Below are 26,181 nucleotides of genomic sequence, written 5' to 3'. Positions count from 1 at the left end.
TTGCGGTGGCGTCAGAACGCCACGCCTTGTCTGCCCTTGAGCTGCAGCATGTCGCGCGTCTCGTTGGGGGTGGCGATCGCCAGGTTCAGAGATTTCAGCACCGAGACGATGCGCCGGACCTGGTCGACGTTGCTCGTCGCGAGACGACCGGGTCCGTCCCATAGTGAATCCTCGAGCCCGACGCGAACATTGCCACCCATCGAGGCGGCCATCGAAGCGAGCGGAATCTGGCTGCGCCCGGCGCCCAGCACCGACCAGTAGTAATCGTCGCCAAACAGGCGTTCCGCCGTCCGGCGCATATGCATCACGTCATCGGGATGCGTGCCGATTCCGCCCAGCAGGCCAAAGACGGACTGGATGAAGAAAGGCGGCTTAAGAATGCCACGGTCGATAAAATGCGCCGCCGTATAGAGATGGCTGGTGTCGTAGCATTCGATCTCGAAGCGCGTGCCGTGGTCCGCGCAGGATTCGAGGATATAGCGGATGTCCTTGAAGGTATTGCGGAACACGCGGTCTTCCGAGCCCTCGAGGTACGGACGCTCCCAGTCGTGCCGGAACTCCCGGTAGCGGTTAAGCATCGGATAGAGACCGAAGTTCATCGAACCCATGTTCAGCGAAGCCACCTCTGGCTTGAGCTGCAAGGCCGGCTGTAGCCGTTCATCCACCAGCATGTTCGGGGCGCCTCCCGTCGTAAGGTTGATCACGACATCCGACTGCTCCGCGATGACCGGCAGGAAGGCGCGGAACAACTCGGGATCCTGGGACGGCTGGCCATTCTCCGGCTTGCGTGCATGAAGGTGGACGATCGACGCACCGGCTTGCGCGGCCGCGATCGCCTCCTGCGCAATCTGGTCGGCCGTGATCGGAAGGTATGGCGACATGGTGGGCGTGTGAATCGCTCCAGTCACGGCGCAGGTCACGATGACTTTGCTTTGGATGGCTGCCATGGCACGTTTCTCCGTTCGGTTCCGGGGTCATTCCGGCGTGAAATTGATGGAGCGCAGCAGCTTGCCCTGGCGCTCGTGCGATTCGCGTACGTCCTTGGCGAGCTCTTCGGAAGTCGCCGCCGAGCCGACCTCCATCCCTAGCTCCTCGAGTTTCTGCCGCAGCTTTGGCGACTGCATTGCCTTGAGGGTCGCGTCGCGCATCCTGGCGATGACTGCCGGCGGTACGCCGGGGGTCGACCAGAGTCCCATCCAGCCCACTTCATTCAGGTCCGGATAGCCCAGTTCGGCAAACGTGGGAACGTTGGGAAGCGCCGCCATCCGTTTGGGGAACGCCACGGCAAACGCCTTGAGCTTGCCCGACTTGATAAACGGCAACGACGTGGCGGGGCCATCGAACATGAGCGGCACCTGCCCACCCATGACGTCCTGCAATGCCTGTGGCGAGCCCTTGTAGCTCACAGTGCCGGTATCGAGTCCCGCCAGCCGGTTGAATTGCACGCCAATCGTCTGGCCACGTGTGCCAATGCCGAAATTGGCGTAATCAACCTTGCCGGGGTTCGCCTTGATATACGTGACCAGTTCGGAAAGATTCTTCGCGGGCAGGCCTGGATTCCCGACAAAGATCAGGCCCTGCCGGGTAAGCTGGGCAATCGGAACAATGTCCTTGAACGGGTCGTAGGACACCTTCACCGCGTGGGGCACTTCCGAAGCAATCCCCTTCTGGATCAGCAGGAATGTGTATCCGTCCCGCGGCGCCGACATCAGGCTCTGGACGGCGATGGTGCCGCCAGCGCCCGTCTTGTAATCGACGATGACAGTCTGGCCGAGCGGCCCCTGCAACTCATGCGCATAGAGCCGCGCCACGATATCCGCGGTACCTCCCGGCGGCCCGCCAACGAGTATCCGCACGGGCTTTGCCGGCCAGTCGGCGGCCCGGGCCGCGTCCATGGCCGGCATCAGTGCGCCTAAGGCAAATGCGAGCGCCATCGTCTGGCGTCCAATTTTTCGGGGGCATCTCATTGCAGTCTCCGTCTTGCCGGATCGGCAGCTTTCATCGCGCGGGGCGACGATCGTCGGCATGCCGTCCGGCTGTCTTTCTGTATTATTTCTTCGCGTCCGCCGGATCGCTTCACTGCGTCTTGCGCAGGTAACCCTGGGTGCCGCCATTCCGGTTGGGCGCAAAGCCATTGGCCTGCAGGGTTTCCTCCACCGAGTCGTAGAACACGCCGATCTTCGAGATCTCGCGCGCCTCCCTGGCGGTGGCGATCTCGCGCCCGAATTCATGGGAAATGCGCACCAGTTGCTCGATCTGCTTTACGGTACTCTGCTTCGCCGTGCGTTTCTGGTTCCACAGTCCATCCTCGATACCGCAGCGCACGTGCAGGCCCATGGCGATGCCCATCATATTGACCGGCAGCACGTTGCGCACGTTGCTTTCCACCGTCACGACCGCGCCATCGGGCACGCCGCGGATGAAGTTGGCAAGGCTGTAGACGTTGGGCGTATCCATGCTGCCACCAATTGCCACCCAGTTCATGACCAGGGGCCCTTTGTAGAAGCCGCGGCGCATCAGCCGCTCCACTGACTCGAAGCTGTTCGTGTTGTAGCACTGGAAGGCGCTCTGGATGCCCTTGGCGGACAACCGGCGGACGTGCTCTTCCACCCATCCCGGCTGCGCGGGCACCGTCATTTCCTTGTAGGCATTGAAGACGGCGGGATTTTCGCGGGAGGTGCCCTTGAAGTCCGCATCTTCTGCGTGGTCGGTCACGTTCATTTGCGACGTGTTCACCGTTACCGTCACCTGGTCCGGCGTGGGCTCAAGTTCGGCCAGCATGTGGCGCGTATCGTCCGACAACCACTTGGCGGCCTGCCCTTCGTCCTCGGGGGCGAAGGAAATGGAGCCGCCCACCTGGATAATCATTTCCGGGACCGCCTTGCGCACCCCGGCAATCAGCTCGTTGAACTTGGAAAGCCGCTTGCTGCCCTTGCCGTCCAGCTCCCGTACGTGCAGGTGCAACACGGTGGCGCCGGCGTTATAGCAATCCACCGCCTTCTGGATCTGCGCTTCCATCGTGACGGGAATGTCCTCAGGGAAGTCGGATGGCACCCAGCCCGGGGCGTAGGGGGCGGCGGTAATGATCAGCGGCTGCTGGTTTTCGGGAAAAAGGTGACCGTCGAGAAAATTCATCGTGATTCTCCGGGGGAAGATTGCGTGCGGATCAATACGGGATATCGCCCACGATGCCGGCGCGTTCCATCTTGCGAGGTGCCGGCCAGTAGTCGTTGAGTGCGTAGTGCTGCGTGGAACGGTTGTCCCAGATCGCAACGTCCCCCTCCTGCCACGACCAGCGCACCTGGTATTCGGGAATGGTGGCGCGGCTGATCAGGTAGTTGAACAGCAGCGCAGCGCCCGGCGCCTTGTCGATGCCGTGGCGGACGTTGGCCGGCGTGCTGTAGTTGGTGAAATGCGTCGAGAACCCCGCGCCCACGAACAGGATCTTCTCGCCGGTTTCCGGATGCGTGCGCACCACCGGATGTTCGACGGACGGATGCTCCTGCACCAGCTTCGCGCGCGCTTCCGGGGTCATGACCGCGCCGAAGCTGTGCTCGATGCTGGCCCGCGCACGCAGGCCGTCGATCTTCAGCTTGATGTCCTCCGGCAGTTCCTCGTACGCCTTCACCATGTTCACCCAGATGGTGTCGCCGCCGATCTCCGGGCATTCGATGCAGCGCAGGACCGCACCCATCGCCGGGTTGGGACGCCACAGGCCGTCACAGTGGTAGTTGTTCTCGTAGCTGTGCGGGTTGTCGCTCCGGTAAACCCGCACCAGACCCGGATGGTCGGGATCGCTGCCGACTACGGGATGGTCTTCCAGCTTGCCGAAGCCGCTCGCGAAGGCAACATGCTCGGCACGCGTGATGTCTTGCTTGCGGAAGAAGAGGACACGGTGCCTGAGCAGCGCCGCCCTGATCTCGGCAAAGCGCACCGGGTCGCGCGACACGTCGCCAAGATGCACTCCCGTGATCTCGGCGCCGATGGCGGGAGTAATTTGCCTGATTTTCATTTTGATGTCGTCTCCAGTCTGGTGATGCTCGGACCAGGTCAGTGTCCGGCCTCGGTATGAATGAAGTGTGGAGCGATCAGCGCCCACCAAGTTTGCTTACTTGGGACTTACATTTGCTAATTTGGGGCATTCGTCAAACAACCGTGGCGGCCCGGCGCAGAAGCTCATTAAGATGGCACCGCCCCGTAATAAACGAGTCGCCTATCCCTACGTTGGAGACACCCTATGGAAACCCTGATCCCCCCTCCCGTCGTACTGGTAACGGGCGCCACGGCGGGAATCGGCCGGGCGGCCGCTCTCGCCTTCGGCCGTGAAGGTGCCCGAGTTATCTGCTCGGGCCGCAATGCCATTGCAGGAGCAAAGCTGGTTGACGAGTTAAGGCAACTGGGCGCAGAAGCGGATTTTGTGGCGGCGGATGTCAGCCGCGAGGAAGATGTCCATCTACTGGTCGCGCACGCCGTTGCACGCTTTGGTCGTCTCGATATCGCCGTCAACAGTGCCGGCACGGAAGGGACACCTGGGCCGGTCGTGGATCAGACCGTCGAGTCCTACAGCGCGACTTTCGACGCCAATGTGCTCGGCACCTTGCTTTGCATGAAGCATGAGTTGCGCGTGATGCAGGCGCAGCGACATGGCGCCCTGATCAATCTCTCCTCCACGATGGGAAGCCGGGGCAATCCACAGAATCCGATCTATGTAGCGAGCAAGCATGCGATCGAGGGCCTAACCAAGTCCGCCGCGCTCGAAGCGAGTAAATTCAATGTCAGGGTGAACGCGGTGGCACCGGGTCCGATCGAAACCGACATGCTCGAACGCATTGCCGGCGGCGCCGAAAAGATCGCGGCGGTCGCCGCGACCATCCCGGCAGGACGTATCGGGACACCAGATGAAGTTGCAGATGCCATTACCTTCCTTGCATCCGGCAAGGCCAGGTACATTACCGGCCAGATCCTTCATGTGAATGGCGGCAAGACGGCTTTATAAGATCTGCGGCGAGGCGGGACGGACTCCATTTTCGACGTCAGGAGTCCGGTCGCGGAATTTTACTTCCGGCCTCGGCCCCGTTTCTGGAACTTGCCGCGCACCGGATTCAGCAGACGTCGTCAATTCCCTCAGAGGCCGCCCCTGGTTGCCAGCATTACGTTCGCGGGCAGGATAGCCCCTGTTATGGGCTGCGACCGCTTTCGCCCCCGATCCGGACGCCGCCCTCAGTTGCCAAGAAGGGTGCTTCAACGCAGGGGACTTCAGGCCAAGGCATTGATAGTCGCGATAGTCCGCTGTGCGGCAGGCGACAGCGTACGGTGCGCCAGGTGAACAATATCAAAGTCCATGGCTATATCATCGGCACTGCCTGCAATCTCCAACCTTGCAAGCGCGCCAGCCTCGACAGCGGCAGTCAATGCCCGGACCGGCCCGAGCAGCACCGCATCGGACTGGCAGGCCAGTAGCGTCAGGGCATGGAAATCATTGCTTTCAAGTTGCAGCGGGAGCCTTTCGTCACTACGACAGCCCAATAGCTTTCGCAGCGGGCCTGCACCCCGGATGGGAAACGGCACAGATATCAGTGTGGCCTCGCGTAACTGCGCTGGCGTGATCCGGCTGCTGTGACGAAGCGGATTTGATGGACGTACAAAGAAGCCGGCGGCCTCCGGACGCAGACGATGCACCGAAAGATCCTCATTCTGCGGAACGGTGCGACGTTCGACAACAACGAAATCGAGCGATTCTGCCTGTAGGGCAGCGAGGAGCACAGGCGGACTGTTGACCTCTGCTGCAACCTGCAACTGCGGCCATTCGGCATGCAGCTTCCGCAGGGTGTCAGCCAGTAAGGTTGCGGCGGGAAAAGGGCCAAGCCCAAACTGGACATTTCCGATCACATGCTCGCGCATGAGGGTCAGATCGCGGGTCAGGCAACGCGTCTCGAACATGATGCGCTTCGCACGCTCGACGACCATCTTTCCCACAGCGGTGAGGGTGACGCCGCGCGTGCCGCGATCGCACAACTGCATGCCAGTCTCTGTCTCCAGGGCCTGGATGCGGCCTCTCACTGCCCTGCAGACGAGGGCAGACATCGAACAATCCTTAACGATCTCAGCCAGTCGCCAGCCACATCAACAGCTACTGACCAAGTTCGCCTGCAGACTCAACCGACCTGTGCTACCTCCGAAGCCCCAAAGGAAAATTGCGAATCGTCTGATCGCCCTCCCCCACTGAAAAGGCAAAACTAAGCCCATCACCGAAACAACGGTGATCGGGCGTCGCAACCCGCTTTTCTCTCTGACGGATGGTCGCCCATGCGACCATCCCCACACGCACGCGCGCGTCGCTTCACCATGGCGGGCCGGGCGGGGCAGCCGATAAGGCTGGCCGGTGTTCGTCAGAGAGCCGGTATTGCGACCCCCGCTGTCAGGCCCGCCACCCTCTACTGTTTGCATCAGGCGGGTCTCCCAACCTTCTTCAGGAGAGCGCAATGCAAGAGAAAACCCATCCCCAGCACGAAACCATCTTCGTCGGCATTCCGGCGGCAACCCTGGAATCACTCGACCGGATCCAGGCCGGCCTGGGTAGCGTCCTGTCGCTGTTGGAAGTGGAAAGCGAACGGTCCGAGGGATGCCACGGCGTCCATTGCCTGCTGGCGATGATCAAACTGCACGTGGATCAGATCGCAGAGGCGTTGCATCCTGAGGCTGAGTCGTTATGAGACCCGGTCATCCGGTTCTGCCCCTGCCGCAGGCGCATCTTCGCGCAGCCAGACGATAAACTCCGCACCCTGCCCCACCGTGCTTTCCACGGTAATCCGGCCACCATAGCGCTCCACCAGCGCGTAGCTGATGGACAGGCCGAGGCCGGTCCCCATCTGCTTCTTGGTGGTGAAGAACGGATTGAACAGGTTGGGCAGGTCTTCCGCGCGGATGCCGCGGCCCGTGTCGCGCACATGCAGCGTCACGCCGCGCCCTTCCCAGTCGCGCGTGGTCAGCGTAAGGTTGCCGCCCTCGGGCATGGCGTGGATGGCATTGGTCAGCAGGTTGACGATGACCTGCTGCAGTTCGCTGCGGCTGATGCGCACGCGGCGGGTGGCCAGGCAGGCCAGTTCGATCTGGATGGCCGCATCCTTCAGCATATGCCGGACGAGGTCCACGCAGCCGGCCGCGACCTCGCCCACATCCAGGCGCTCGGTATTGCCGGCGTATGCCTCTGGCCGGACGAACTGCAGCAGCCGGTTGGTCAGCAGGTAGATGCGTCGCACCTGCTCGTCGATCAGCCGCAATTCATGCCGGACCGGCTCGGCGGCCGGGCCGAGAATATCACGCGCCACGTCCAGGTTGCCCTGGATCACTGCAATCGGATTGTTGATCTCATGGGCCACGCCCGCCGTAAGCTGCCCCGCGAGAGCAAGCTTTTCCGATGTAATCAGTTGCTGCCGGGTCGCGCGAAGCACCGCGTTCGCATCCTCGAGCTCGCGGGTCCGCTCGGCGACCTTGCGATCGAGCGAATCCGCCCAGTCCCTGAGTTCGGCATTGCGCTGCTGCAGGTCATTCAGCAGTTGGTCGAACTGGCCGGCCAGCTGGCCCAGTTCATCCTCGCTGCGCACCGGGCCGACGCGCGCATTGTCGTTGCCGGCCTTGAGCGCGCGCATGGTGCCGACCATCTGCGTCATCGGCGTGAATACGCGCCTGGCCCACTGCAGCGAGAATAGCGCGCCCGCCACGGCCAGCAGCAGGAACAGGCCCACCAGCACGCCCAGCGCAAGATCCTTGGCCTGGCTGATCGGCCTGGCCAGGTAGCCGACGTACAGCATGCCGATGCGCTGGCCGCGGCTGTCCAGGATCGGCTCATAGGCGCTCATGTAGCGGTCGTTGACGACGAACGCCAGGTCCAGCCATTTCTCGCCACGCAGCAGCACCTTGTCGCGCACCTCGCGCGAGACACGCGTGCCCAGCGCGCGTTCGCCATGGAACAGCCGCACATTGGTGGCAATGCGGGTGTCGTCCAGGAACAGCGTGGCGGTGCCCTGGCTGCCGCGCGGCAGCGATTCCGGCTGGTAGACCAGCGCGTTGATGGTGTCGATGAAGGCCAGGTTATGGTTCAGCAGCGTGCCGCCGTGCAGGATGGCCACCAGCCTGCCCGCCGCGTCGAACACCGGCGCCGCCGCGTGCATCACCATGCCACGGGTTTCCATGGTCTTGTCGGTCGATGCCGCATTGGCGGTGGCGCGCAGCGCCACCTGGGCGCGCCTTGCAAGGTCACCGGAGACGGCAGCCAGCTGCGCGGCGGACCAGGCGTCGGTGGCGCCATCCGCGCGGCCGGTCGCGGCGCTTTCCACCACGCGCCAGCCGACGTAGTCTGTACCCGCTGCACCAGCCGGCGCAGCGGCAAGCAGCCGCCCTTTGGGGTCGAGCAATTGCAGGAAGTCGAGTCCGTGCGTGCGCCGCGCGTCGGCCAGGATGCCGGGCATGGCGCTGCCGCGGTCAAGCCCATCCACCAACGCATGCGACCTGGCCTCCTGCAAGACCCGATCTTTCACGCCGCCGACCATATGCTCGAAGTATTCATGGGCGACCAGCAGGTCGCTGTTGACCTTGTAGGCCAGCAGCGCCTGGAACACCCGGTCGCCCCACAACGCCATCAGCAGCAGCAGCGCCACCAGCGCCACCAGCAGCGGCGCGATCACGATCGACACCAGCTTGGCGCGCAGCGACGCGCGATAGCGGCGCACCAGCGCGGCCCAGGCGGCCGGGCGCACCCGCGTCAAGGACGCAGCCCCCACTGCAGGCATTTCCGGTCCAGCGTACGCCGCGAGATGCCCAGCCGGCGGGCCGCTTCCGCGCGGTTGCCGCCCTCGGACGCGAGCACGTGCAGGATGTGCCGGCGCTCCACCGATTCAAGCAGCACGGCATCGTCGGCCGGCACCGGCGCATGGTCGGGTGCTACGGCCTGCCCGGCCTGCGCCGGCTCGCCCGGCTGCGCCAGCAGCTCGACCGGGTACTCGCCCAGGATCAACGCCCGCTCCACCAGGTTGCGCAGCTCGCGCGCATTGCCCGGCCAGTCATAGGCCTCTAGCAGGCGCACCAGCGAGGGCGAGAGCGGCACCGCGGGCAGGCCCAGCTGGGCAGACAGCTGCTCGGAGAAATGCCCGGCCAGCGGCACGATGTCTTCCGGCCGCGTGCGCAGCGGCGGGATCGCGACCGACACCACGTCGAGCCGGTAATACAGGTCCTGGCGGAAGCGCCCGGCCGCCACCTCATGGGCCAGGTTGCGATTGCAGGCCGCGACGATGCGCACGTCCACCACGATCTCGCGCTCGGTGCCGAGCGGGCGGATGCGCCGGTCCTCGATCACGCGCAGCAGCTTGGCCTGCATCGGCAGCGGCAGTTCGGAAATCTCGTCGAGGAACAGCGTGCCGCCGTCGGCATAGAGGAACAGGCCATGGCGCGCGCCGGCGGCGCCGGTGAACGCGCCCCTGGCGTGGCCGAACAGCTCGCTTTCGATGAGCTCAGGTGCCATCGCGCCGCAGTTCAGCGGCACAAACTGGCCCTGCCGCCCGCTCAGGCGGTGCAGCTCGCGCGCCACCACTTCCTTGCCGGTGCCGGACTCGCCCGTGACCAGCACGGTCGACGGCATCGGCGCGACCCGCGCGACCAGCGCCATCACCTTCCTCATGGCTTCGGAGGTGCCGATGACATGCTTGTGGATGGTGTACTTGTCCAGCTCGCGGCGCAGCAGGTAGTTCTCGCGCGCCAGGCGCGCGCGGTCGAAGCAGCGCCGGATGGCATTGAGCATCTGGTCGACGCGGAACGGCTTGACGATGAAATCCGCCGCGCCGGAGCGCAATGCCGCAATGGCGGTCTCCATGTCGGCGAAGGCGGTCATCAGGATCACATCGGCGGGGTTGCCCGCGGCGCGCAGCGCCTTGAGCCATTCCACGCCGCTGGCGCCCGGCAGCGCCACGTCGAGCAGGATCAGGTCGACATGGCGCTGCTCCAGCAGCGCCGCGCCGGCTTCGGCGCTGTCGGCGGTCATCACGCAATCGACCTTGCCCTCCAGCGCCCGCGACAGGAACGAACGCATGCCGGCCTCGTCGTCCACCACCAGGATGGTGCGGCGTTGCCAGTTGTCGGAATCGGCAGCATTGCTTTGTCGTTCGCTCATCACTTTCGTTGTTGCGGGCGGAGGGACGGAGAGTGGGAGAGTCTAGCGACAGTCGGCGCCCCCACTGTATTGGGAATTAAACCGAGCCCGCGCCGGCGGCCCCGGCAGCCCCAGGCGGCGGATGGACATTTTGGCCGGGGCAAGGGACCGGCGCCCGGACAATTTGTCCATCGCGCCGGGGCCGTGGTGCCGGCCGCGCGCCGTCATCCGTTGAAGGCAAAGGGATTGCGCTCTGGGCACAGGATTTGCGGAACGACGCGCTCCAGCCCACCGCACCCCGCGCAACAAGAGGCTGCCACTTCCAGGTAGGAGACAACTTCATGTCATATCCCGCGCAAGCGCAGACGCCCTCGCCAACCTCACCCACCTCGCAGCATCGGTCCCGCCACGGCGCCGACCCCTCGCCATCCCAGCCGACGTCGCGCCCGTCTCCTTTCTCCAAGGAGGCCATCATCGCGCGCCCCGGCTTCAACCGCTGGATGGTGCCCCCTGCCGCGCTGGCGGTGCACCTGTGCATCGGCCAGGCCTACGCCTTCTCGGTCTTCAACGAGCCGCTGACCCGCATCCTCGGCGTCACGCAATCCGCGCCCGGCGACTGGCAACTGACCACGCTGGGCTGGGTGTTCTCGCTGGCAATCTTCTTCCTCGGCATCTCGGCCGCGTTTGCCGGCAAGTGGCTGGAGAAGGTGGGCCCCCGGCGCACCATGTTCACCGCCGCTTGCTGCTTCGGCGGCGGCTTCGTGGTCTCGGCGCTCGGCATCTGGCTGCACCAGATCTGGATGCTCTACCTGGGCTACGGCGTGCTGGGCGGCATCGGCCTGGGGCTTGGCTACGTCTCGCCGGTCTCCACGCTGATCCGCTGGTTTCCGGACCGGCGCGGCATGGCCACGGGGATGGCGATCATGGGCTTTGGCGGCGGCGCGATGATCGGCGCACCGCTGTCGGTGGCGCTGATGAACCATTTCAAGACCGCCACCAGCGCGGGGGTGGCAGAGACCTTCCTGGTCATGGGCTTGATCTACTTCATTTCGATGTCGATCGGCGCGCTCGCCATCCGCATCCCCGCCCCCGGCTGGACCCCGCCCGGCTACGTTCCCCCCAGCAAGCCAAGCAAGATGGTGACGCACGCCAACGTGCACATCGACCAGGCCCTGAAGACGCCGCAGTTCTACCTGCTGTGGCTGATCCTGTTCCTCAACATCACGGCCGGCATCGGCGTGCTGGGCCAGGCCGCGGTGATGATCCAGGAAACCTTCAAGGGCACCATCACCGCCGCGGCTGCCGCGGGCTTCGTCGGCCTGCTCAGCATCGGCAACATGACCGGGCGCTTCCTGTGGAGCTCCGCCAGCGACTATTTCGGCCGCAAGATCACCTACGCCATCTTCTTCGCCTTCGGTGCCGCGCTCTACATGGCGGTGCCGGCGGTCGGCGCGTCCGGCAACGTGACCCTGTTCGTGGTTTGCTACTTCCTGATCCTGACCATGTACGGCGGCGGCTTCAGCACCATACCGGCCTACCTGGCGGACATGTTCGGCACCGCCTACGTCGGCGGCATCCATGGCCGCCTGCTGACCGCGTGGGCCGCCGCGGGCATTGCCGGGCCGGCGCTGGTCAACTACATCCGCGAGTACAAGCTCGCGCTCGGCGTGCCCAGGTCCGAGGTCTATGTCGACACCCTGCATATCATGGCGGGCCTGCTGGTGGTGGGCTTCGCGTGCAACCTGCTGATGCGGCCCGTGCATGCACGGCACCATCTGCGCGAAGCCGCCAGCGCGGCCTGAGCGCCGATTTCCCATCGCACGGAGACTACGCTATGCAAGACGATCGCACCTTCGGCAAGACCCTGCTGCTGTTCGCGTTCTGGGCCTATGTACTGATCCCGCTGGGCACGGGCATCTGGTCCACCCTCGGCAAGGCGCTAGCGTTGTTCAGCTGAACGCGCCCGCCGCGGCGGTCCGCCGCGTGCCCATGGTCGTGGCGCCGGGCTTGCCGATTGGGTACTCCCTCTCCCTCTGGGAGAGGGTCGGGGTGAGGGCGGGCGCTGCCACGAAGTGCAAGTCCTCGCTATTGCCAACGCCGGCCCTCACCCCCTGCCCCTCTCCCGCAAGCGGGAGAGGGGAGCAAACAGTCGGAAGTCGAGGGCCATCAGGTCTCCGCCTGGACAACTGAGCTTGAACAGTTCCACGAAAACTGTATCCCTGGCGGACACGCTGTAGTCCTTACGCTTGTCCGTAGTGTCGCGCGACATGCCGTCGTGCCGGCGGCAACCCCACGGAGAGCACATCGATGCACGGACTCACAGCCCTGGAACTCGCCAGGATCCAGTTCGGATTCACGGTTTCCTTTCACATCCTGTTTCCCGCCATCACCATCGGGCTGGCATGTTTCCTGGCCTTCCTGGAAGCGCGCTGGCTTTACACCCGGGACACGGTGTACCGGACCCTGTACCAGTTCTGGATCAAGATCTTCGCGCTGAACTTCGGCATGGGGGTCGTTTCCGGCCTGGTCATGGCCTATGAGTTCGGCACCAACTGGTCCGGCTTCTCGCAGTTCGCCGGCAGCATCACCGGGCCGTTGCTGACCTACGAGGTGCTGACCGCCTTCTTCCTGGAAGCGGGCTTCCTCGGGGTGATGCTGTTCGGCTGGAACCGCGTCGGGCCCGGGCTGCACTTCTTCTCGACGGTGATGGTGGCGCTGGGCACGCTGATCTCGTCCACCTGGATCCTGGCGTCCAACAGCTGGATGCACACGCCGGCCGGCTATGTCATCGTGGCAGGCAAGGTCGTGCCGACCGACTGGCTCGAGGTGATCTTCAACCCGTCGTTCCCCTACCGGCTCGCGCACATGGTGATTGCGGCGCTGCTGTCGACGGCGCTGTTCGTGGCGGCGGCGTCGGCCTGGCAACTGCTGCACGGGCGCGCCGTTCCCGCCGCGCGCAAGATGCTGTCGATGGCGCTGTGGATGGTGCTGGTGGCCGCGCCGCTGCAAGCGGTGGTGGGCGACGCCCACGGCCTGAACACGCTGGCGCACCAGCCCGCCAAGATCGCGGCGATGGAGGGGCACTGGAACACCGCGCCCAGTGGCGACAAAGGCGGCTTCCCGCTGATCCTCTTCGGCATTCCCGACATGGAACGCGAGCAAACCCGCTACGCCGTCGAGATCCCGCGCCTGGGCAGCCTGATCCTCACGCACAGCCTGGATGGCCAGATCCGCGGGCTGAAGGACTTCCCGAAGGAAGACCGCCCCAATGCCACCGTGGTGTTCTTTACCTTTCGCGCGATGGTCGGCCTGGGCGTGGCGATGATCCTGTTCGGCCTGCTTGGATGGGTCTTGCGCCGCAACGGCGCCGTGTACCGCTCGCGCGCCTTCCTGCGGCTGGCGGTGGCAATGGGGCCCGCCGGCCTGATCGCGCTGCTGGCCGGCTGGATGACCACGGAGATCGGGCGCCAGCCGTGGGTGGTCTACGGACTGATGCGCACCCACGATGCCGTCTCCGCGCATGAGGCGGGCCCGGTGGCGCTGTCGCTGGCGCTGTTCGTGGTGGTCTATTTCGTCTGCTTCGGCGTAGGCATCCGCTACATGCTCAAGCTGGCCAGCGCCGGCCCGGCGCCAGACGCGCACCCGCACGACGCGCCGTCCTACGGCCCGGGCAGCGTCGTTCCGGCCGCCATGGCCACCGCTTCCACACCCAACGCGATGGCCCCGCATGGCCGCCGCGAATCCTGAACAGGTGATCGACATGGGTATCAACCTTCCCGTTATCTGGGCCGCCCTGATCTTCTTCGGCGTGATGATGTACGTCATCATGGACGGATTCGACCTCGGCATCGGCATCCTCTTCCCCTTCGTCGGCGACCGCCATGACCGCGACGTCATGATGAATACCGTCGCGCCGGTCTGGGACGGCAATGAAACCTGGCTGGTGCTGGGCGGCGCCGCGCTGCTGGGCGCTTTCCCGCTGGCCTACTCGGTGCTGCTCAGCGCCTTCTACCTGCCGCTGGTGTTCATGCTGCTGGGGCTGATCTTCCGCGGCGTGGCCTTCGAATTCCGCTTCAAGGCCAGCGACCGCAGCCGCCCCTACTGGGATGCCGCGTTCACCTGGGGCTCGGTGGTCGCGGCCTTCTTCCAGGGCGTGACGCTGGGCGCCTATATCGACGGCATCGCCATGGACGGCGCCACCTTCACCGGCGGCGCGCTCGACTGGCTGGCGCCGTTCCCGGTCTTTTGCGGCGTGGGCGTGGTGATCACGTATGCGTTCCTCGGGGTCACCTGGCTCATCATGAAGACCGAGGGCCGGCTGCAGTGGACCATGCTGCGCGTGACCAACGTGCTGACCGGCGTGATGCTGGCGATGGTGGCCGCGGTGAGCATCTGGACGCCGCTGACGCACCCGGAGATCGCGCAGCGCTGGTTTGCGCTGCCCAACCTGTTCTTCTTCCTGCCGGTGCCGCTGCTGGTGCTGGGCTCGGCCTTCGGCATCTACCGGTCGCTGCGCCGGCAGCCGAATGTGTCGCCGTTCCTGTACGCGCTACTGATGATCTTCATGGGCTATACCGGGCTGGCCATCAGCATCTGGCCCAACATCATCCCGCCGTCGATCTCGATCTTTGACGCCTCGTCGCCTCCGCAAAGCCAGGGCTTCGCACTGGTCGGCACGCTCTTCATCGTGCCCATCATCCTGGCCTACACCTCCTGGTCGTATTACGTGTTCCGCGGCAAGGTCCGGCGCGGGGAGGGGTACCACTGATGTCCGGGACCCCGCGTACGCAGGCCACGGCGCGGCTGGCGGCCCGCCTCGGCTGGCTGCTGGCGTTGTGGCTGGCCGGTGTCGGCACGGTCTTTGTCTGCGCCGGCCTGATGAAGCTGCTGATGCGCGCCGTTGGCCTCTCGCACTGACGCCATGCCAGCTTCCGGCCAACTCTCCCGCGACACACCGCGCCCGCGCCCGGCCCGGATCGCCGGCTCGCTCGCCACGGCGTGGGCGGGCGCCCCGGACCTTGCGCCCTGGCTGCACTCGCTCAAGGTATTCGGCGCGGCGATGCTGGCGCTCGGCACGGCGCTGGCGCTGGGCCTGCCGCGGCCCTACTGGGCCATGGCGACGGTCTACCTGGTTTCCAGCCCGCTCGCCGGCGCCACGCATGCCAAGGGCACCTACCGCGTCATCGGCACGCTGCTGGGCGCCGTCGGCGCCGTGGCGCTGGTGCCCTGGCTGGTCGACCAGCCGGTGCTGCTGATGGCGGCGATTGCCTGCTGGACCGGCACCCTGCTCTACGTGTCCTTGCTGGAGCCGGCACCGCGCAACTACATCTGCCTGCTGGCGGCCTATACGCTGCCGATCGTGGCACTGCCAACCGTCACCGATCCGGCCACGGTCTTCGACGTGGCGCTCACGCGCATCGAGGAGATCGTCATCGGCATCGTCTGTGCCAGCGTGGTCAGCGCGGTGGTGTTCCCGTCCCGCACCGCGCCGGCGCTAACCGCGCGCGCATCGGCATGGATGGACCACGCCTCGCGCTGGACCACCGACATGCTGGCCGGCGACGCCAGCGCGGGGCAGCGCCACGACAGCTTCAGCACGCTCGCCGCCGATATCCTGGCGATGGAAACCCAGATGGCCCAGCTCGCCTATGAATCCGGCAGCGCGCAGACGCTGCGGCGCGCACGCGCGCTGCACCAGCGCATGACCGCGCTGCTGCCGCTGGTGCTGGCGCTTGCCGATGCCGCGGGCGCGCTGCGCCGGCATCGCGCCGGCATGCCCGACAGCGTCGCGCAGCGCCTGCGCACCATGCTGGCATGGATCTCGGGCGCTGCCGGCGCGTCCCGCCCGTCGCCATCGTGGTACCCGGCAGGCACAGCGCCGGCCGCACCCGCCGACTGGCATGCGCGGCTGGTCGCGGCCACCTGCATTTACCTGGACGAACTGGGCGAGCTCTGGCATGACTGCCGCCTGCTGCAGGCCAGCCTGCGCCAGGGCGGCACCGAGCCGGCGGCGCTGCGCTACCGCGTGGAGCCGGCCGGGCAGGCCCGGCATCATGACCACGCGCAGCTATTGTTCCGCGCCGCCACGGCGGGGTCGGCCACCCTGGTTGCCGGCATGCTGTGGATGGCATCCGGATGGGTGGACGGCGCGGTCCCGGTCGGCCTGGCGGCGCTGGCCAGCTGCTTTATCGCCAGCACGCCCGAGCCGCGGCTGGTGGCCGGCCGGGTGATCGCGTGGAGCGTCGCCTGCGCGCTGCTGTCCTGGTACTACCAGTTCGTGGTGCTGCAGCTGGCGCATGACTTCGGCTCGCTTGCCGCCCTGCTGTTCGGGCCTTACCTCGTCATCGGCGCGATGACGACGCAGCCGCGCTTCGCGCTGTTCGGCGTGCTGCTGGCCGTGACCGCGGCATCGTTCCCCGGCCCGCAGAACCACGGCGCGGCAAGTCTTGCCAACATCTTCAACAGCAGCCTGGCCAGCCTGGCGGCGCTGGTGTTCGCCGCCCTGTGGGCGGTGCTGATGCAGCCGTTCGGGCAGCAGCTGGTGGCATACCGGCTGGCGCGCGCGAACTGGAACGAGATCGCACTGGCCGCCCACCCGCGCGCGCCGGTCAACAGCGCGCGCCTGCGCGGCCGCATGCTGGACCGCCTGCTGCGCCAATGGCCGCCGTTGACGCGCCGCAACCATGCCAGCGACAGGCAGGCCGGCAACGCCGCGGCCGACTTCCTGGTGGAATCCGCCGCGCTGGCGCTGCGGCGCGCCACGGTGCGCGCCCCGGCCCGCGCCGTGGCCCGCGTGCTTGCAGGCGTGGCGCGGCACTACCGCCAGTGCGCGCGCGCCGGCCATGCCAGCCCGCCCGCGCCGGCACTGGCCGCGCAGATCGATGCGGCGTTCGCGGCGCTGGCGGCGCCCGCGCACGGCAGCCCGCGCGCCACGCTGGCGGCGCTGGCCACGCTGCGCCTTGCCCTCTATCCCCATGACGAGGAAAGACGCCATGCACGCCACTGAATTCGACCTGTATGGCGTGTTCGTGCCCGCCACCGTGGTGTGGATGCTGGCCGCGTTCGCCGTCACCGCCGGGGTGCGCGCCGTACTTGCCCGGATCGGCTTCTACCGTATCGTGTGGCACCGGTCCTTGTTCAACCTCTCGCTCTATCTCCTCGTACTGGGCGCGCTCGTCGCGCTCGTCTCGCAGGCCCCATCATGATTCGCAAGCTTTCGCTGCTCGGCCCGGTCGCCGTGACCCTGGCGGCCGTGGCCGCCGCCGCGCTGACCGCCTGGCATCTGTGGCAGTACTACACCGCGGCGCCATGGACCCGCGACGGCCACGTGCGCGCGGCCGTGATCCAGGTCGCGCCCGATGTCTCCGGCCCGGTCACCGCCGTGCTGGTCGGCGACAACGCCCGGGTGCAACGCGGCCAGGTCCTCTTCGTGGTGGACCCGGAGCGCTTCCGCCTGGGCCTGAAGCAGGCGCAGGCCGAGTCCGCGTCGGCGCGCGCCGCGCTGGCGCTGGCCAGGCGCCAGCCTGGCGCGGCCGCAGTGGCCGCCGCGCAGGCGCGCCTCGATCAGGCCGAGGCCGCGGTCGACGCGGCCCGGCTGGACCTGGCGCGCTGCCGCGTGACCAGCCCGGTCGACGGCCAGCTCAGCGACCGCCTGCCGCGCGCCGGCGACTTCGCCACCCGCGGCAAGCCAGCGCTGTCGGTGGTGGCGAGCGGCTCGCAGTACGTCGAGGGCTATTTCGAGGAGACCAAGCTGCCCGCGATCCGGATCGGCAGCGCCGCTGAAGTGCATGTGATGGGCCAGCGCACGCCGCTGCACGGACATGTGCAGAGCATTGCGCCCGGCATCGAAGACCAGGACCGCGCGGTCGGGCCGAACCTGCTCCCGAGCGTCAACCCAACCTTCAACTGGGTGCGCCTGGCGCAGCGCATACCGGTGCGCATCGCGCTGGACCCGGTCCCGGACGGTGTCCAGCTGATCGCAGGCCAGACCGCCACGGTGCGCATCCGAGAGCCGCGCCACTGACGCCGCGGCGGCGCCGGGCCAACTGTTCTGCTTGCGCGCCAGCCGCTTTGTACGCCCGCGGCGCGGCCCCCCGCGCCTACGATGGACAGCACATCCCCACTCCATTGCCCCACGGAGATTCGTCATGCAAGCAGCGCTTGTGCAAGCCTTGCCGGCCACGTCCGGTCATCCGACCATCGAGCCCGACCCGACCGCGCCGGCCGTGCTGGACCAGCTCGGCCGTCCGCTGCGCGACCTGCGCCTGTCGGTGATCGACCAGTGCAACTTCCGCTGCACCTACTGCATGCCCAAGTCGCGCTTCGGGCGCGACTATCCGTTCCTCACGCCCGCGCAACGCCTGTCCGACGCCGAGTTGCTGCGCATCGTGCGCACCTTTGTCGGGCTGGGCGTGGAAAAAGTGCGCCTGACCGGCGGCGAGCCGCTGCTGCGCAAGGGCATCGAGTCCCTGGTCGAGCGCATTGCCGCGCTGCGCACGCTGGACGGCCGGCCGGTGGCAGTCGCCATGACCACCAATGGCAGCCTGCTGGCGCGCAAGGCCCGCGCGCTGCGCGACGCGGGCCTTGGCCGGGTCACGGTCAGCCTCGACAGCCTGGACGACGGCATCTTCCGCGCCATGAACGATGTGGATTTCCCGGTCGGCCGCGTGCTGGAGGGCATCGACGCGGCCCGCGCCGCCGGCCTGGTGCCGGTCAAGGTCAACTGCGTGGTCGAGCGCGGCACCAATGACGGGCAGGTGCTGCCGCTGGTCGAACACTTCCGCGGCAGCGACGTCACCCTGCGCTTTATCGAATATATGGATGTGGAGGGCCCCAGCGGCTGGTCGCAATCCCGCGTCGTGCCGTCGGACGAGCTGCGCGGCATGGTCGAGCGCGCGCATGCGCTGCTGCCGCTCGCCAGGCGCGACGGCGAGACCGCCAGCAATTTCCTGCTGGCTGACGGCAGCCTGAAGCTGGGCTTTATCTCCAGCGTTTCGCACCCTTTCTGCGGCGACTGCACCCGCGCCCGCGTATCGGTCGATGGCCGGCTCCACCTGTGCCTGTTTGCCACCCGCTCCGTCGACCTGCGCCAGCACCTCGGCGCCGCCCACCCGGAGCCAGCCCTGGCGGACGCGATCCGGCAAGCGTGGCAGGCCCGCGGCGACCGCTACTCGGAACTGCGCGCGCAACGGCTGGCCAGCGGCAAACGGCAGTATCCGACGGTGCGCATGTCGCTGGTGGGGGGCTGAGCCTCGGGCACGGGCCCGGCGACGCCATCACGATTCGGGGAAGACCTGCGCGGCGAGCTCCGCGCCGGCTGGCGTCAGGCTCGCGTGGCCGCGGCCGTCCTCGTCGATCGACATGTCGGCCAGTCCGGCCGACTGCAGCTGCGTCAGCACGCGCCGCAGCGCGCTCATCGGCAGTCGCGAGCGCTTGGCGATCCTGGCAAGCGACCAGGGGCTGCCGCCAGCGTCGCGGCTGGCCTGGCACAGGACCTGGAGCACGGCGACGATGGCGGGATCGATGTCGGCGTCTTGCATGCTAGTGCTCTTCCTCGTCCGCTTCCCGGCTGCGCGCCAGCAGGTGCTGCGCGATCTTGCCCAGCGTCTGCACGGCGGACTCGATGCCGGGCGACCATTCCCCGCTGTAGTTGAGCCGGATGCAGTGCCGATAGGTTGCGCCCGGCGCAAACATGTGTCCCGGCGCCACGGTGATGCGATGCTCCAGCGCCGCGTGGTACATCTCCATTGCATCGATGCCCGCCGGCAGCTCCACCCACAGTACGTAGCCCCCCGCGGGGCGCGAGGTGTTGGTGCCGTCCGGGAAGCACCTGCGCACCGTGGCCGCCATGATGCTGGCCTGCTGCGCATAGGCCTTGCGCACGCGCCGCAGGTGGAAGTCGTAGCCGTCGTTCTTCAGGAACTCGGCGATCGCCAGTTGCGGAATGGCCGGCGTGGTCAGCGTGTTGAGGAACTTGAGCCGTTCCACGGCCTCGCGGTAGCGCCCCGGCAGCGCCCAGCCGATACGGTAGGCATTGGTCAGGGTCTTGGAGAACGAGGAACAATGCAGCACGATGCCGGCCTGGTCATAGGCCTTCAATGAACTCGGATGGGCCTCGCCGTAATAGAGTTCGCCATAGACATCGTTCTCGATGACCGGGATGTCCTTCGCGGTCAGCATGGCCACCAGCGCGCGCTTCTTCTCGTCGGGCATCTGGAAGCCGAGCGGATTCTGGAAGTTGGGCATCACCATGCAGGCGGCCACGTCTTTTTCATCGATCAGCCGCGCCAGCGCCTCGATGTCGATGCCCTCGGCGGGATCTGTCGCTACTTCGATGGCGCGCATGCCCAGGCGTTCGATGGCATGGAGCATGGCGTAGTAGGTCGGCGACTCCACCGCGATGGTGTCGCCCGGCTTGGCCACGGCCTGCAGGCAAAGGTTGATCGCCTCGGTCGCGCCGATGGTGACGATGACCTCGTTCGGGTCGATGGCGTAGCCGTTCTCGAGGTAGCGGCGCGAGATCTGCCGGATCAGCTCGGGGCTGCCGGGCGGCAGGTCGTCCAGCATGGTCCACTTGGCATAGCGGCGCGCAATGTTGTTGGCGTACTGGTTGATGCGCTGCCACGGGAACAGCGAAGGATCCGGATAGGGCGAACCCAGCGGCACGGCCTCGTCCGAACGGATCGAGCGCAGCGTCGACAGCACCAGCGCGCTGACATCCACGGCCGAGGGCTTGGCGCTGGGCCTGGACGGGCGCAGCGTGGCCACCGGCTCACCCGCCCGCGCGCGCACAAAGTAGCCGGACTGGGGCCGGCTTTCGATGATGCCGCGGCTCTCCAGCAGGACGTAGGCCCGGATCACCGTGGTGATGCTCATGCGGTGGTGCTGGCTGGTCTGCCGCACCGAGGGAATCCGCTCGCCGGGCAGCAGCACGCCCTGCTGCACCAGGGCCTCGATATCCGCAGCCAGCTTTTCATAGAGTTTCACGCTGCGCTCCCCTTGCTTGCCGTGTCCAGCGGGCCCGGCCAGTGCCTGAACCGGTTCCGCGCCGCAGCCATCAGCTGAGCCAACGGTGGAGATCATAGTACGGCAAGGGCACGTTTTGCAGGGATCCTGCGCATTGCGGTTCCACTCGCACAAAGCCGCAGGCCTGGCCGAGCGCGGACACGGAAGCCGCGCCCTGCTGTGCATTGACCTGCACGAAACTCTCGCGGCCACCGAGGTTGCCGATCTCGCCCACGCGCCAGAACGCGTCGCCCCGGTGCGGGCGCGTGCTCGTCAGTGCCGCCCTGACCCGGCCGACTGGCGGAAACAGTTCTGACCGCCCTTGCAGGCGGCGCAGCAATGGCGTCACCAGCAGCGCGAAGGTGGCATAGGCGGCGGCAGGATTGCCTGGCAGGCACACCACGGGCTTGCCGCGCAGGCGCCCCACCGTGACCGGCTTGCCGGGCTTCATGTTGACACCGCGGCAAAGCAGCTCGCCACCGGCGGAAGCCAGCGCCGCCGCCACCAGGTCGCGCTGGCCGACCGAGGCCCCGCCCGTAACCAGCACCAGGTCGGCGTCGCATGCCAGCTCGCGCAGCATGTCGTGCAGCGCGCGCTCGTCGTCGCGCACATGGCGGTGGCAGCTGACCACCGCGCCCATCGCCTGCACCAGCGACTCCAGCATGGGGCCATTGACGTCGTGCACCTGGTACACGTCGCGCGGCTCGTCGTGCGCGGCGACCTCGTCGCCGGAGGTCAGGATGGCCACCTCCACCAGGCGGCAGACCTCAGCCTCCGCCAGGCCCTGCGATGCCAGGGCGGCAATATGGCCGGCATGCAGCAGGGTCCCGGCCGACAGCAGCAGGTCGCCGCGGCGGGCATCCTCGCCCTGGCGGCGGATATGCTGGTTCGCCACCGGCGCCCGTGCGCTCACCACGCCCTGGTAGCTCTCCTCGGCATCCTCCAGCGCGACCACGGCATCGGCGCCGGGCGGGATCACGCCGCCGGTGTAGATGCGGATGGCATGGCCGGGCAGCAGCGGCTGCGGCTGGGTGCCGGCATAGACCACCTGCTGCAGCGGCAGGCAGGCGTCGGCGCGGCAATCCACGCAGCGCACGGCGTAGCCGTCCATGGCGCTGCGGTCCGCCACCGGCGTATCGATCACCGCGGCCACGTCGCGGGCCAGCACGCGGCCGCTCAGCTGGCCCAGCCACACGGTCTCGGTCTCGCGCACTGGCTGCGCGCACATCGCGAAGACGGCCTGGGCTTCGTCGAAGCTCAGCATGCCGCGCCTCCGCGCGCGCCTTCGAGGGCCGCCCCGGTGTAGTCGACATAGCCGTCCTGCCGGCAGAAGCTGAGCAGGCGCAGACCGGCCTGCTCGGCGATGCGGATGGCGAGCGCGGTCGGCGCCGAGATCGTCGCCAGCATCTGGATGTTCATGCGCGCCACTTTGCGCACCAGTTCATAGCTGGCGCGGCTGGACAGCAGCACGAAGCCGTCCTCCATGTCTACGCGCTGCATCGCCAGGTGGCCGATCAGCTTGTCCAGGCCATTGTGGCGGCCGACATCCTCGAAGACATGGAGGATCTCGCCGTCCGCACTGCACCACGCCGCGGCATGGACGCCGCCGGTGGCCTGCATCAGCCGCTGGTGCGACGGCAGCGCCGCGACGGCGCGCTCGATCATGCCGCGCGACGGGACCAGGCGGGTAGCCGGTTCCGGCATGCGCGCGGGCTCCAGGTCCAGCAGCGCGATGCTTTCGATGCCGCACACGCCGCACCCGGTGCGCCCGGCCAGCGCGCGCCGGCGGGCCCGCATGGTGGCAAAGGCGTGTTCGCTGATCTCCATCTGCACCTCGGCGGCGTGCGCATGCATGCGCACCTCGAGATCGTGGATTTCCGCGTTGTGGCCGACGATGCCCTCGGTCAGCGAGAAGCCGACCGCGAAGGCCTCCAGGTCAAGCGGCGTGGCCATCATCACGGCGTGCGAGATGCCGTTGTACACCAGCGCCACCGGCAGTTCTTCGGCCACGTTGTCGGTGGCCGGCTGCGCCACGCAGCGCTTGTGCCGCACGATGCCGCGCGCTTCAAAGCCTGTGTGTTCAATTTGTTCGGTGGATTCCATGTGGGGTATCTTGAAGAAGATTGATGCGGCGCTTGCATGCGATCGGCTTCTCCCCTCTCCCGCCTGCGGGAGAGGGGAGCGTTCACCAGGGGCGTCAGTCGCTTGACGAACGGTCTTGCGCGCAGCGTGGGATCAGCTCGTCGCCGCGTCCTGGCGACGGGACGGCGTCAGCAACACCGGCACCGACTTCGACGTGGGCGTGCCGCAGCCATCGCCTGTGCTTTCCAGCGGCACCAGCGGATTGGTCTCGGGGTAGTACGCACCAAGGCAGCCTTGCGGGATGTCGTATTCGACCAGCACGAAGTCCTCGACCCGGCGTTGCACGCCGTCGTCCCAGACGCTGGTGATGTCCACGCGCTGCCCCGCCTTCAGGCCGAGGCGGGCCAGGTCCGCGGCGTTGATGAAGACCACCCGGCGCAGGCCGAACACACCGCGGTAGCGGTCGTCCAGGCCATAGATCGTGGTGTTGTACTGGTCGTGCGAGCGCGTCGTCATCATCACCATCAGCTTGTCGCCATACTGCTGGCGCGCACGGTTGATGGGGGTGTCCTTGTCGATGCGGTTGGCAAGGAATTGCGCCTTGCCCGACGGCGTATGCCAGACCCGGTTGCACGCCGCGGGTGTCAGGTGGAAGCCGCCCGGCACCGCCACGCGCTCGTTGTAGCTTTCGAAGCCGTCGATGACCTGTTCGATGGCATCGCGGATGCGGGCATAGTCCTGCGCATACCAGAGCCAGTCGATCTTCTCCGAGCCGAGCGTGGCAGCCGCCATGCGCGCGACGATGGCAATCTCCGACAACAGGTGCGGCGATGCCGGGGCGTTCATGCCGAAGGAGATATGGACCATGCAGACCGAGTCCTCGACCGTCACGCCCTGCGCCACGCCGTCCTGCTGGTCGATCTCGGTGCGGCCCAGCGTCGGCAGGATCAGGGATTCCTTGCCATGCACCAGGTGGCTGCGGTTGAGCTTGGTGGCAATGTTCACGGTCAGGTCGCACTGGCGCAGCGCCTCGAAGGTGCGCGGCGTATCCGGCGTGGCGGTGGAGAAATTGCCGCCCAGCCCGACAAAGACCTTGACCTTGCCCGCCAGCATCGCCGAGATGGTGTGCACTACGTCATAGCCATGCTGGCGCGGCGGCTCGAAGCCGAAGGCTGCCTGCAGGCGGTCCAGGAATTCCGGCTCGGGCTTCTCTTCGATTCCCACCGTGCGGTCGCCCTGGACGTTGGAATGACCGCGCACCGGCAACAGCCCGGCGCCCGGGCGGCCGATGTTCCCGCGCATCATCATCAGGTTGGACAGGATCTGCACCGTCGGCACGGAATGCTTGTGCTGCGTCAGCCCCATGCCCCAGCAGGCAATCACGCGCTTGCCGCGCGCGTAGACCTGGGTCAGCGCGTCGATATCCTCCTGCGACACGCCCGACTCCGCAATGATGTCGGCCCAGCTTTGCGTACGCAGGTCATCGACAAAGTCGCCGAAACCGATGGTGTGCCCGCGCACGAAATCCACGTCGATCAGCCGCTCGTGGCCGTGACGGATGGCCTCGTCATCCAGTTCGACCAGGCGCTTGGCCATGCCCTTGATCAGAGCAAAGTCGCCGCCCAGCCGTGGCTGCACGAACATCGACGCGATTTTGGTGCTGGAGCCGGTCAGCATCTCCACCGGGTGCTGCGGGCTGGTGAAGCGCTCCACCCCGCGTTCGCGCAGCGGATTGATCGACACAATGGTGGCGCCGCGCCGCGCGCACTCGCGCAGCTCGCCCAGCATGCGCGGATGGTTAGTGGCTGCGTTGTGGCCGAACAGCAGAATGGTGTCGGCATGCTCGAAGTCATCCAGCACCACGGTGGCCTTGCCCACGCCGATGGTTTGCGGCAGGCCGCGGCTGGTCGCCTCATGGCACATGTTGGAGCAGTCGGGGAAGTTGTTGGTGCCATAGGCGCGCACGAACAGCTGGTAGAGAAACGCGGCTTCGTTGCTGGCGCGGCCCGACGTATAGAACGCTGCCTGGTTCGGGTCCGGCAGCGCTCGCAGGTGGCGCCCGATCAGCGCAAAGGCCTCGTCCCAGGCGATCGCGCGGTACTTGTCGGTCTGCGCATCGTAGACCATGGGGTGCGTCAGGCGCCCGTGCTGCTCCAGTTCATAATCCGTCTGCGTCATCAGCGACGTCACCGTGTGCTGCGCAAAGAACTCGGGGGTCACGCGCAGGCTGGTGGACTCGGCCGCCACGGCCTTGACGCCGTTTTCGCAGAACTCAAAGGTGGAGGCGTGCTGCCGGTCCGGCCAGGCACAGCCGGGGCAGTCGAAGCCATCGGCCTGGTTCTGCTTGAACAGCATCTTGTACTTGCCGCCGCCCACCTTCTCCTTGATCAGGTTGATGGCAACGTACTTCAGCGCACCCCAGCCGGCGGCGGGGTGGGTATAGGGGGCGATGTGGCCTGCTTCAGGTTTGGGGGTGCTCATTGGCGTGGTGTCCTGTAACAACGGGGGCAATCCGGACCGTCTGTATTGCGGGCCAGGGGGGCCGGATCGTTGCGATGACACCAGAGTAGATTTCCGGCAGGCTGGCCGGTGTGTACAAATCGGAGAGTGGGCAGGGAGCACAGTATTGCGCTGTGCGCGGGACGCAGTTCAGGATCGCCAAGACATTTCAGAAGGACAGCAATGTCTAGGAAGGAACTTTAATGTTTAAGAAGGACTTTAATGTCCGAGGTGACCCGTCCTGAATATGGTTGACACTTTTCCAACCGGGATGAGGAGAGTGCCTTGGAGACGGATCGAAAGCGAACACAACGCGATTACACGCTGGCTTTTAAATTGGCGGTGGTGGAGGAAGTTGAAAGAGGCGATCTGACGTATAAGGAGGCGCAACGCAAGTACGGGATACAAGGCAGCGCCACAGTGCTGGTATGGTTGCGCAAGCACGGACTACAGGA

The 26,181-nt window shown here is 66.6% G+C and carries 24 protein-coding genes; 12 read left to right on the top strand and 12 right to left on the bottom strand.

What is annotated here, in order from left to right; translation table 11 throughout:
- Window positions 1–11: 11 nt before the first annotated feature.
- The 4 genes from VSR71_RS25050 to VSR71_RS25035 all read right to left on the bottom strand — a co-directional run bounded on the left by VSR71_RS25050 (window position 12) and on the right by VSR71_RS25035 (window position 4,012).
- On the bottom strand, window positions 12–947 hold the full coding sequence (locus VSR71_RS25050) for a 3-keto-5-aminohexanoate cleavage protein (RefSeq protein WP_342916480.1): 936 nt from the start codon (window positions 945–947) through the stop codon (window positions 12–14).
- 27 nt (window positions 948–974) lie between these two features.
- On the bottom strand, window positions 975–1,934 hold the full coding sequence (locus VSR71_RS25045; protein WP_342916580.1) for a tripartite tricarboxylate transporter substrate binding protein: 960 nt from the start codon (window positions 1,932–1,934) through the stop codon (window positions 975–977).
- Between the two features lie 142 nt (window positions 1,935–2,076).
- Window positions 2,077–3,135 carry a 3-keto-5-aminohexanoate cleavage protein gene (locus tag VSR71_RS25040; protein ID WP_342913738.1) on the bottom strand — a complete coding sequence of 353 codons (1,059 nt, stop codon included), beginning with the start codon at window positions 3,133–3,135 and terminating at the stop codon, window positions 2,077–2,079.
- Between the two features lie 31 nt (window positions 3,136–3,166).
- The gene (locus tag VSR71_RS25035; RefSeq protein WP_342913739.1) at window positions 3,167–4,012 is read right to left on the bottom strand and encodes a TauD/TfdA dioxygenase family protein; all 846 of its coding nucleotides are present in this window, start codon (window positions 4,010–4,012) and stop codon (window positions 3,167–3,169) included.
- A gap of 225 nt (window positions 4,013–4,237) precedes the next feature.
- Between VSR71_RS25035 and VSR71_RS25030 the strand changes: the two genes are divergently transcribed.
- Entirely contained in the window at window positions 4,238–4,996 is a 759-nt protein-coding gene (locus VSR71_RS25030; protein ID WP_428979458.1) for an SDR family NAD(P)-dependent oxidoreductase, read from the top strand.
- Window positions 4,997–5,256: 260 nt separating this feature from the next.
- Here the strand turns inward: VSR71_RS25030 and VSR71_RS25025 are convergent, their stop codons facing one another.
- On the bottom strand, window positions 5,257–6,084 hold the full coding sequence (locus VSR71_RS25025) for a LysR family transcriptional regulator (protein ID WP_342916479.1): 828 nt from the start codon (window positions 6,082–6,084) through the stop codon (window positions 5,257–5,259).
- 398 nt (window positions 6,085–6,482) lie between these two features.
- Here VSR71_RS25025 and VSR71_RS25020 point away from each other — a divergent pair, with 398 nt between their 5' ends.
- Window positions 6,483–6,713 carry a DUF1484 family protein gene (locus tag VSR71_RS25020; RefSeq protein ID WP_342916478.1) on the top strand — a complete coding sequence of 77 codons (231 nt, stop codon included), beginning with the start codon at window positions 6,483–6,485 and terminating at the stop codon, window positions 6,711–6,713.
- On the opposite strand, the gene VSR71_RS25015 is transcribed toward VSR71_RS25020, so the two are convergent.
- Window positions 6,708–8,789, bottom strand: coding sequence for a sensor histidine kinase (locus VSR71_RS25015; protein WP_342916477.1), 2,082 nt, complete (start codon window positions 8,787–8,789; stop codon window positions 6,708–6,710). The two genes, VSR71_RS25020 and VSR71_RS25015, sit on opposite strands and share 6 nt — an antisense overlap.
- Entirely contained in the window at window positions 8,762–10,162 is a 1,401-nt protein-coding gene (locus VSR71_RS25010) for a sigma-54 dependent transcriptional regulator (protein ID WP_342916476.1), read from the bottom strand. The genes VSR71_RS25015 and VSR71_RS25010 overlap by 28 nt, the downstream gene beginning before the upstream one ends.
- A 320-nt stretch (window positions 10,163–10,482) precedes the next feature.
- Here VSR71_RS25010 and VSR71_RS25005 point away from each other — a divergent pair, with 320 nt between their 5' ends.
- From VSR71_RS25005 to moaA, 9 genes are all read left to right on the top strand, one after another.
- Window positions 10,483–11,943 (top strand): L-lactate MFS transporter, encoded by a 1,461-nt coding sequence (locus VSR71_RS25005; protein WP_342916475.1) that lies wholly within the window; start codon window positions 10,483–10,485, stop codon window positions 11,941–11,943.
- 32 nt (window positions 11,944–11,975) lie between these two features.
- Entirely contained in the window at window positions 11,976–12,098 is a 123-nt protein-coding gene (locus tag VSR71_RS25000) for an MFS transporter small subunit (RefSeq protein WP_256504671.1), read from the top strand.
- 350 nt (window positions 12,099–12,448) lie between these two features.
- Window positions 12,449–13,888 (top strand): cytochrome ubiquinol oxidase subunit I, encoded by a 1,440-nt coding sequence (locus VSR71_RS24995; protein ID WP_342916474.1) that lies wholly within the window; start codon window positions 12,449–12,451, stop codon window positions 13,886–13,888.
- 13 nt (window positions 13,889–13,901) lie between these two features.
- Complete coding sequence (gene cydB, locus VSR71_RS24990; protein ID WP_342916473.1) at window positions 13,902–14,909, top strand: cytochrome d ubiquinol oxidase subunit II; 1,008 nt, start codon at window positions 13,902–13,904, stop codon at window positions 14,907–14,909.
- Window positions 14,909–15,058: a DUF2474 family protein gene (locus tag VSR71_RS24985; protein ID WP_342916472.1), complete on the top strand. Its 150-nt coding sequence runs from the start codon at window positions 14,909–14,911 to the stop codon at window positions 15,056–15,058. The genes cydB and VSR71_RS24985 overlap by 1 nt, the downstream gene beginning before the upstream one ends.
- A gap of 4 nt (window positions 15,059–15,062) precedes the next feature.
- Window positions 15,063–17,147, top strand: a complete 2,085-nt coding sequence (locus VSR71_RS24980; RefSeq protein WP_342916471.1) for an FUSC family protein — start codon at window positions 15,063–15,065, stop codon at window positions 17,145–17,147.
- The gene (locus VSR71_RS24975; RefSeq protein WP_342916470.1) at window positions 17,134–17,346 is read left to right on the top strand and encodes a DUF1656 domain-containing protein; all 213 of its coding nucleotides are present in this window, start codon (window positions 17,134–17,136) and stop codon (window positions 17,344–17,346) included. Before VSR71_RS24980 ends, VSR71_RS24975 begins: the two co-directional genes overlap by 14 nt.
- On the top strand, window positions 17,343–18,164 hold the full coding sequence (locus VSR71_RS24970) for an HlyD family secretion protein (RefSeq protein ID WP_342916469.1): 822 nt from the start codon (window positions 17,343–17,345) through the stop codon (window positions 18,162–18,164). Before VSR71_RS24975 ends, VSR71_RS24970 begins: the two co-directional genes overlap by 4 nt.
- Before the next feature lie 124 nt (window positions 18,165–18,288).
- Window positions 18,289–19,389 carry a GTP 3',8-cyclase MoaA gene (moaA, locus tag VSR71_RS24965; RefSeq protein WP_342916468.1) on the top strand — a complete coding sequence of 367 codons (1,101 nt, stop codon included), beginning with the start codon at window positions 18,289–18,291 and terminating at the stop codon, window positions 19,387–19,389.
- Between the two features lie 27 nt (window positions 19,390–19,416).
- Here the strand turns inward: moaA and VSR71_RS24960 are convergent, their stop codons facing one another.
- The 5 genes from VSR71_RS24960 to VSR71_RS24940 form a co-directional block, all read right to left on the bottom strand.
- Window positions 19,417–19,680 carry a transcriptional regulator gene (locus VSR71_RS24960; RefSeq protein WP_342916467.1) on the bottom strand — a complete coding sequence of 88 codons (264 nt, stop codon included), beginning with the start codon at window positions 19,678–19,680 and terminating at the stop codon, window positions 19,417–19,419.
- A 1-nt stretch (window position 19,681) separates the two neighbouring features.
- Complete coding sequence (locus VSR71_RS24955) at window positions 19,682–21,127, bottom strand: PLP-dependent aminotransferase family protein (RefSeq protein ID WP_342916466.1); 1,446 nt, start codon at window positions 21,125–21,127, stop codon at window positions 19,682–19,684.
- A 70-nt stretch (window positions 21,128–21,197) separates the two neighbouring features.
- Window positions 21,198–22,409, bottom strand: a complete 1,212-nt coding sequence (locus tag VSR71_RS24950; protein WP_342916465.1) for a molybdopterin molybdotransferase MoeA — start codon at window positions 22,407–22,409, stop codon at window positions 21,198–21,200.
- Window positions 22,403–23,248: a formate dehydrogenase accessory sulfurtransferase FdhD gene (gene fdhD, locus VSR71_RS24945; RefSeq protein ID WP_342916464.1), complete on the bottom strand. Its 846-nt coding sequence runs from the start codon at window positions 23,246–23,248 to the stop codon at window positions 22,403–22,405. The genes VSR71_RS24950 and fdhD overlap by 7 nt, the downstream gene beginning before the upstream one ends.
- Before the next feature lie 132 nt (window positions 23,249–23,380).
- Window positions 23,381–25,708: an FdhF/YdeP family oxidoreductase gene (locus tag VSR71_RS24940; protein WP_342916463.1), complete on the bottom strand. Its 2,328-nt coding sequence runs from the start codon at window positions 25,706–25,708 to the stop codon at window positions 23,381–23,383.
- A gap of 303 nt (window positions 25,709–26,011) precedes the next feature.
- Here VSR71_RS24940 and VSR71_RS24935 point away from each other — a divergent pair.
- A partial coding sequence (locus VSR71_RS24935; protein ID WP_342916578.1) for a helix-turn-helix domain-containing protein occupies window positions 26,012–26,181 on the top strand: 170 nt, incomplete at its 3' end.

Origin of the sequence: Cupriavidus oxalaticus (genome assembly GCF_038900635.1) — a bacterium.
Lineage (GTDB): Bacteria > Pseudomonadota > Gammaproteobacteria > Burkholderiales > Burkholderiaceae > Cupriavidus > Cupriavidus oxalaticus_B.
Note: the sequence above shows the minus strand (reverse complement) of the source record. Positions and strands in the feature narration are given on the sequence as shown.

Excerpts from the sequence above, each read along its gene's own strand:
- moaA (WP_342916468.1), top strand. The coding sequence starts at position 18,289 with ATGCAAGCAGCGCTTGTGCAAGCCTTGCCGGCCACGTCCGGTCATCCG.
- VSR71_RS24975 (WP_342916470.1), top strand. The coding sequence starts at position 17,134 with ATGCACGCCACTGAATTCGACCTGTATGGCGTGTTCGTGCCCGCCACC.
- VSR71_RS25010 (WP_342916476.1), bottom strand. The coding sequence starts at position 10,162 with ATGAGCGAACGACAAAGCAATGCTGCCGATTCCGACAACTGGCAACGC.
- VSR71_RS24950 (WP_342916465.1), bottom strand. The coding sequence starts at position 22,409 with ATGCTGAGCTTCGACGAAGCCCAGGCCGTCTTCGCGATGTGCGCGCAG.
- VSR71_RS25050 (WP_342916480.1), bottom strand. The coding sequence starts at position 947 with ATGGCAGCCATCCAAAGCAAAGTCATCGTGACCTGCGCCGTGACTGGA.
- VSR71_RS24960 (WP_342916467.1), bottom strand. The coding sequence starts at position 19,680 with ATGCAAGACGCCGACATCGATCCCGCCATCGTCGCCGTGCTCCAGGTC.
- VSR71_RS24980 (WP_342916471.1), top strand. The coding sequence starts at position 15,063 with ATGCCAGCTTCCGGCCAACTCTCCCGCGACACACCGCGCCCGCGCCCG.
- VSR71_RS25045 (WP_342916580.1), bottom strand. The coding sequence starts at position 1,934 with ATGGCGCTCGCATTTGCCTTAGGCGCACTGATGCCGGCCATGGACGCG.
- VSR71_RS25025 (WP_342916479.1), bottom strand. The coding sequence starts at position 6,084 with ATGTCTGCCCTCGTCTGCAGGGCAGTGAGAGGCCGCATCCAGGCCCTG.
- cydB (WP_342916473.1), top strand. The coding sequence starts at position 13,902 with ATGGGTATCAACCTTCCCGTTATCTGGGCCGCCCTGATCTTCTTCGGC.
- VSR71_RS25015 (WP_342916477.1), bottom strand. The coding sequence starts at position 8,789 with ATGCCTGCAGTGGGGGCTGCGTCCTTGACGCGGGTGCGCCCGGCCGCC.
- VSR71_RS25035 (WP_342913739.1), bottom strand. The coding sequence starts at position 4,012 with ATGAAAATCAGGCAAATTACTCCCGCCATCGGCGCCGAGATCACGGGA.
- VSR71_RS24970 (WP_342916469.1), top strand. The coding sequence starts at position 17,343 with ATGATTCGCAAGCTTTCGCTGCTCGGCCCGGTCGCCGTGACCCTGGCG.
- VSR71_RS25030 (WP_428979458.1), top strand. The coding sequence starts at position 4,238 with ATGGAAACCCTGATCCCCCCTCCCGTCGTACTGGTAACGGGCGCCACG.
- VSR71_RS25020 (WP_342916478.1), top strand. The coding sequence starts at position 6,483 with ATGCAAGAGAAAACCCATCCCCAGCACGAAACCATCTTCGTCGGCATT.
- fdhD (WP_342916464.1), bottom strand. The coding sequence starts at position 23,248 with ATGGAATCCACCGAACAAATTGAACACACAGGCTTTGAAGCGCGCGGC.
- VSR71_RS25000 (WP_256504671.1), top strand. The coding sequence starts at position 11,976 with ATGCAAGACGATCGCACCTTCGGCAAGACCCTGCTGCTGTTCGCGTTC.
- VSR71_RS24940 (WP_342916463.1), bottom strand. The coding sequence starts at position 25,708 with ATGAGCACCCCCAAACCTGAAGCAGGCCACATCGCCCCCTATACCCAC.
- VSR71_RS24985 (WP_342916472.1), top strand. The coding sequence starts at position 14,909 with ATGTCCGGGACCCCGCGTACGCAGGCCACGGCGCGGCTGGCGGCCCGC.
- VSR71_RS24995 (WP_342916474.1), top strand. The coding sequence starts at position 12,449 with ATGCACGGACTCACAGCCCTGGAACTCGCCAGGATCCAGTTCGGATTC.
- VSR71_RS25040 (WP_342913738.1), bottom strand. The coding sequence starts at position 3,135 with ATGAATTTTCTCGACGGTCACCTTTTTCCCGAAAACCAGCAGCCGCTG.
- VSR71_RS25005 (WP_342916475.1), top strand. The coding sequence starts at position 10,483 with ATGTCATATCCCGCGCAAGCGCAGACGCCCTCGCCAACCTCACCCACC.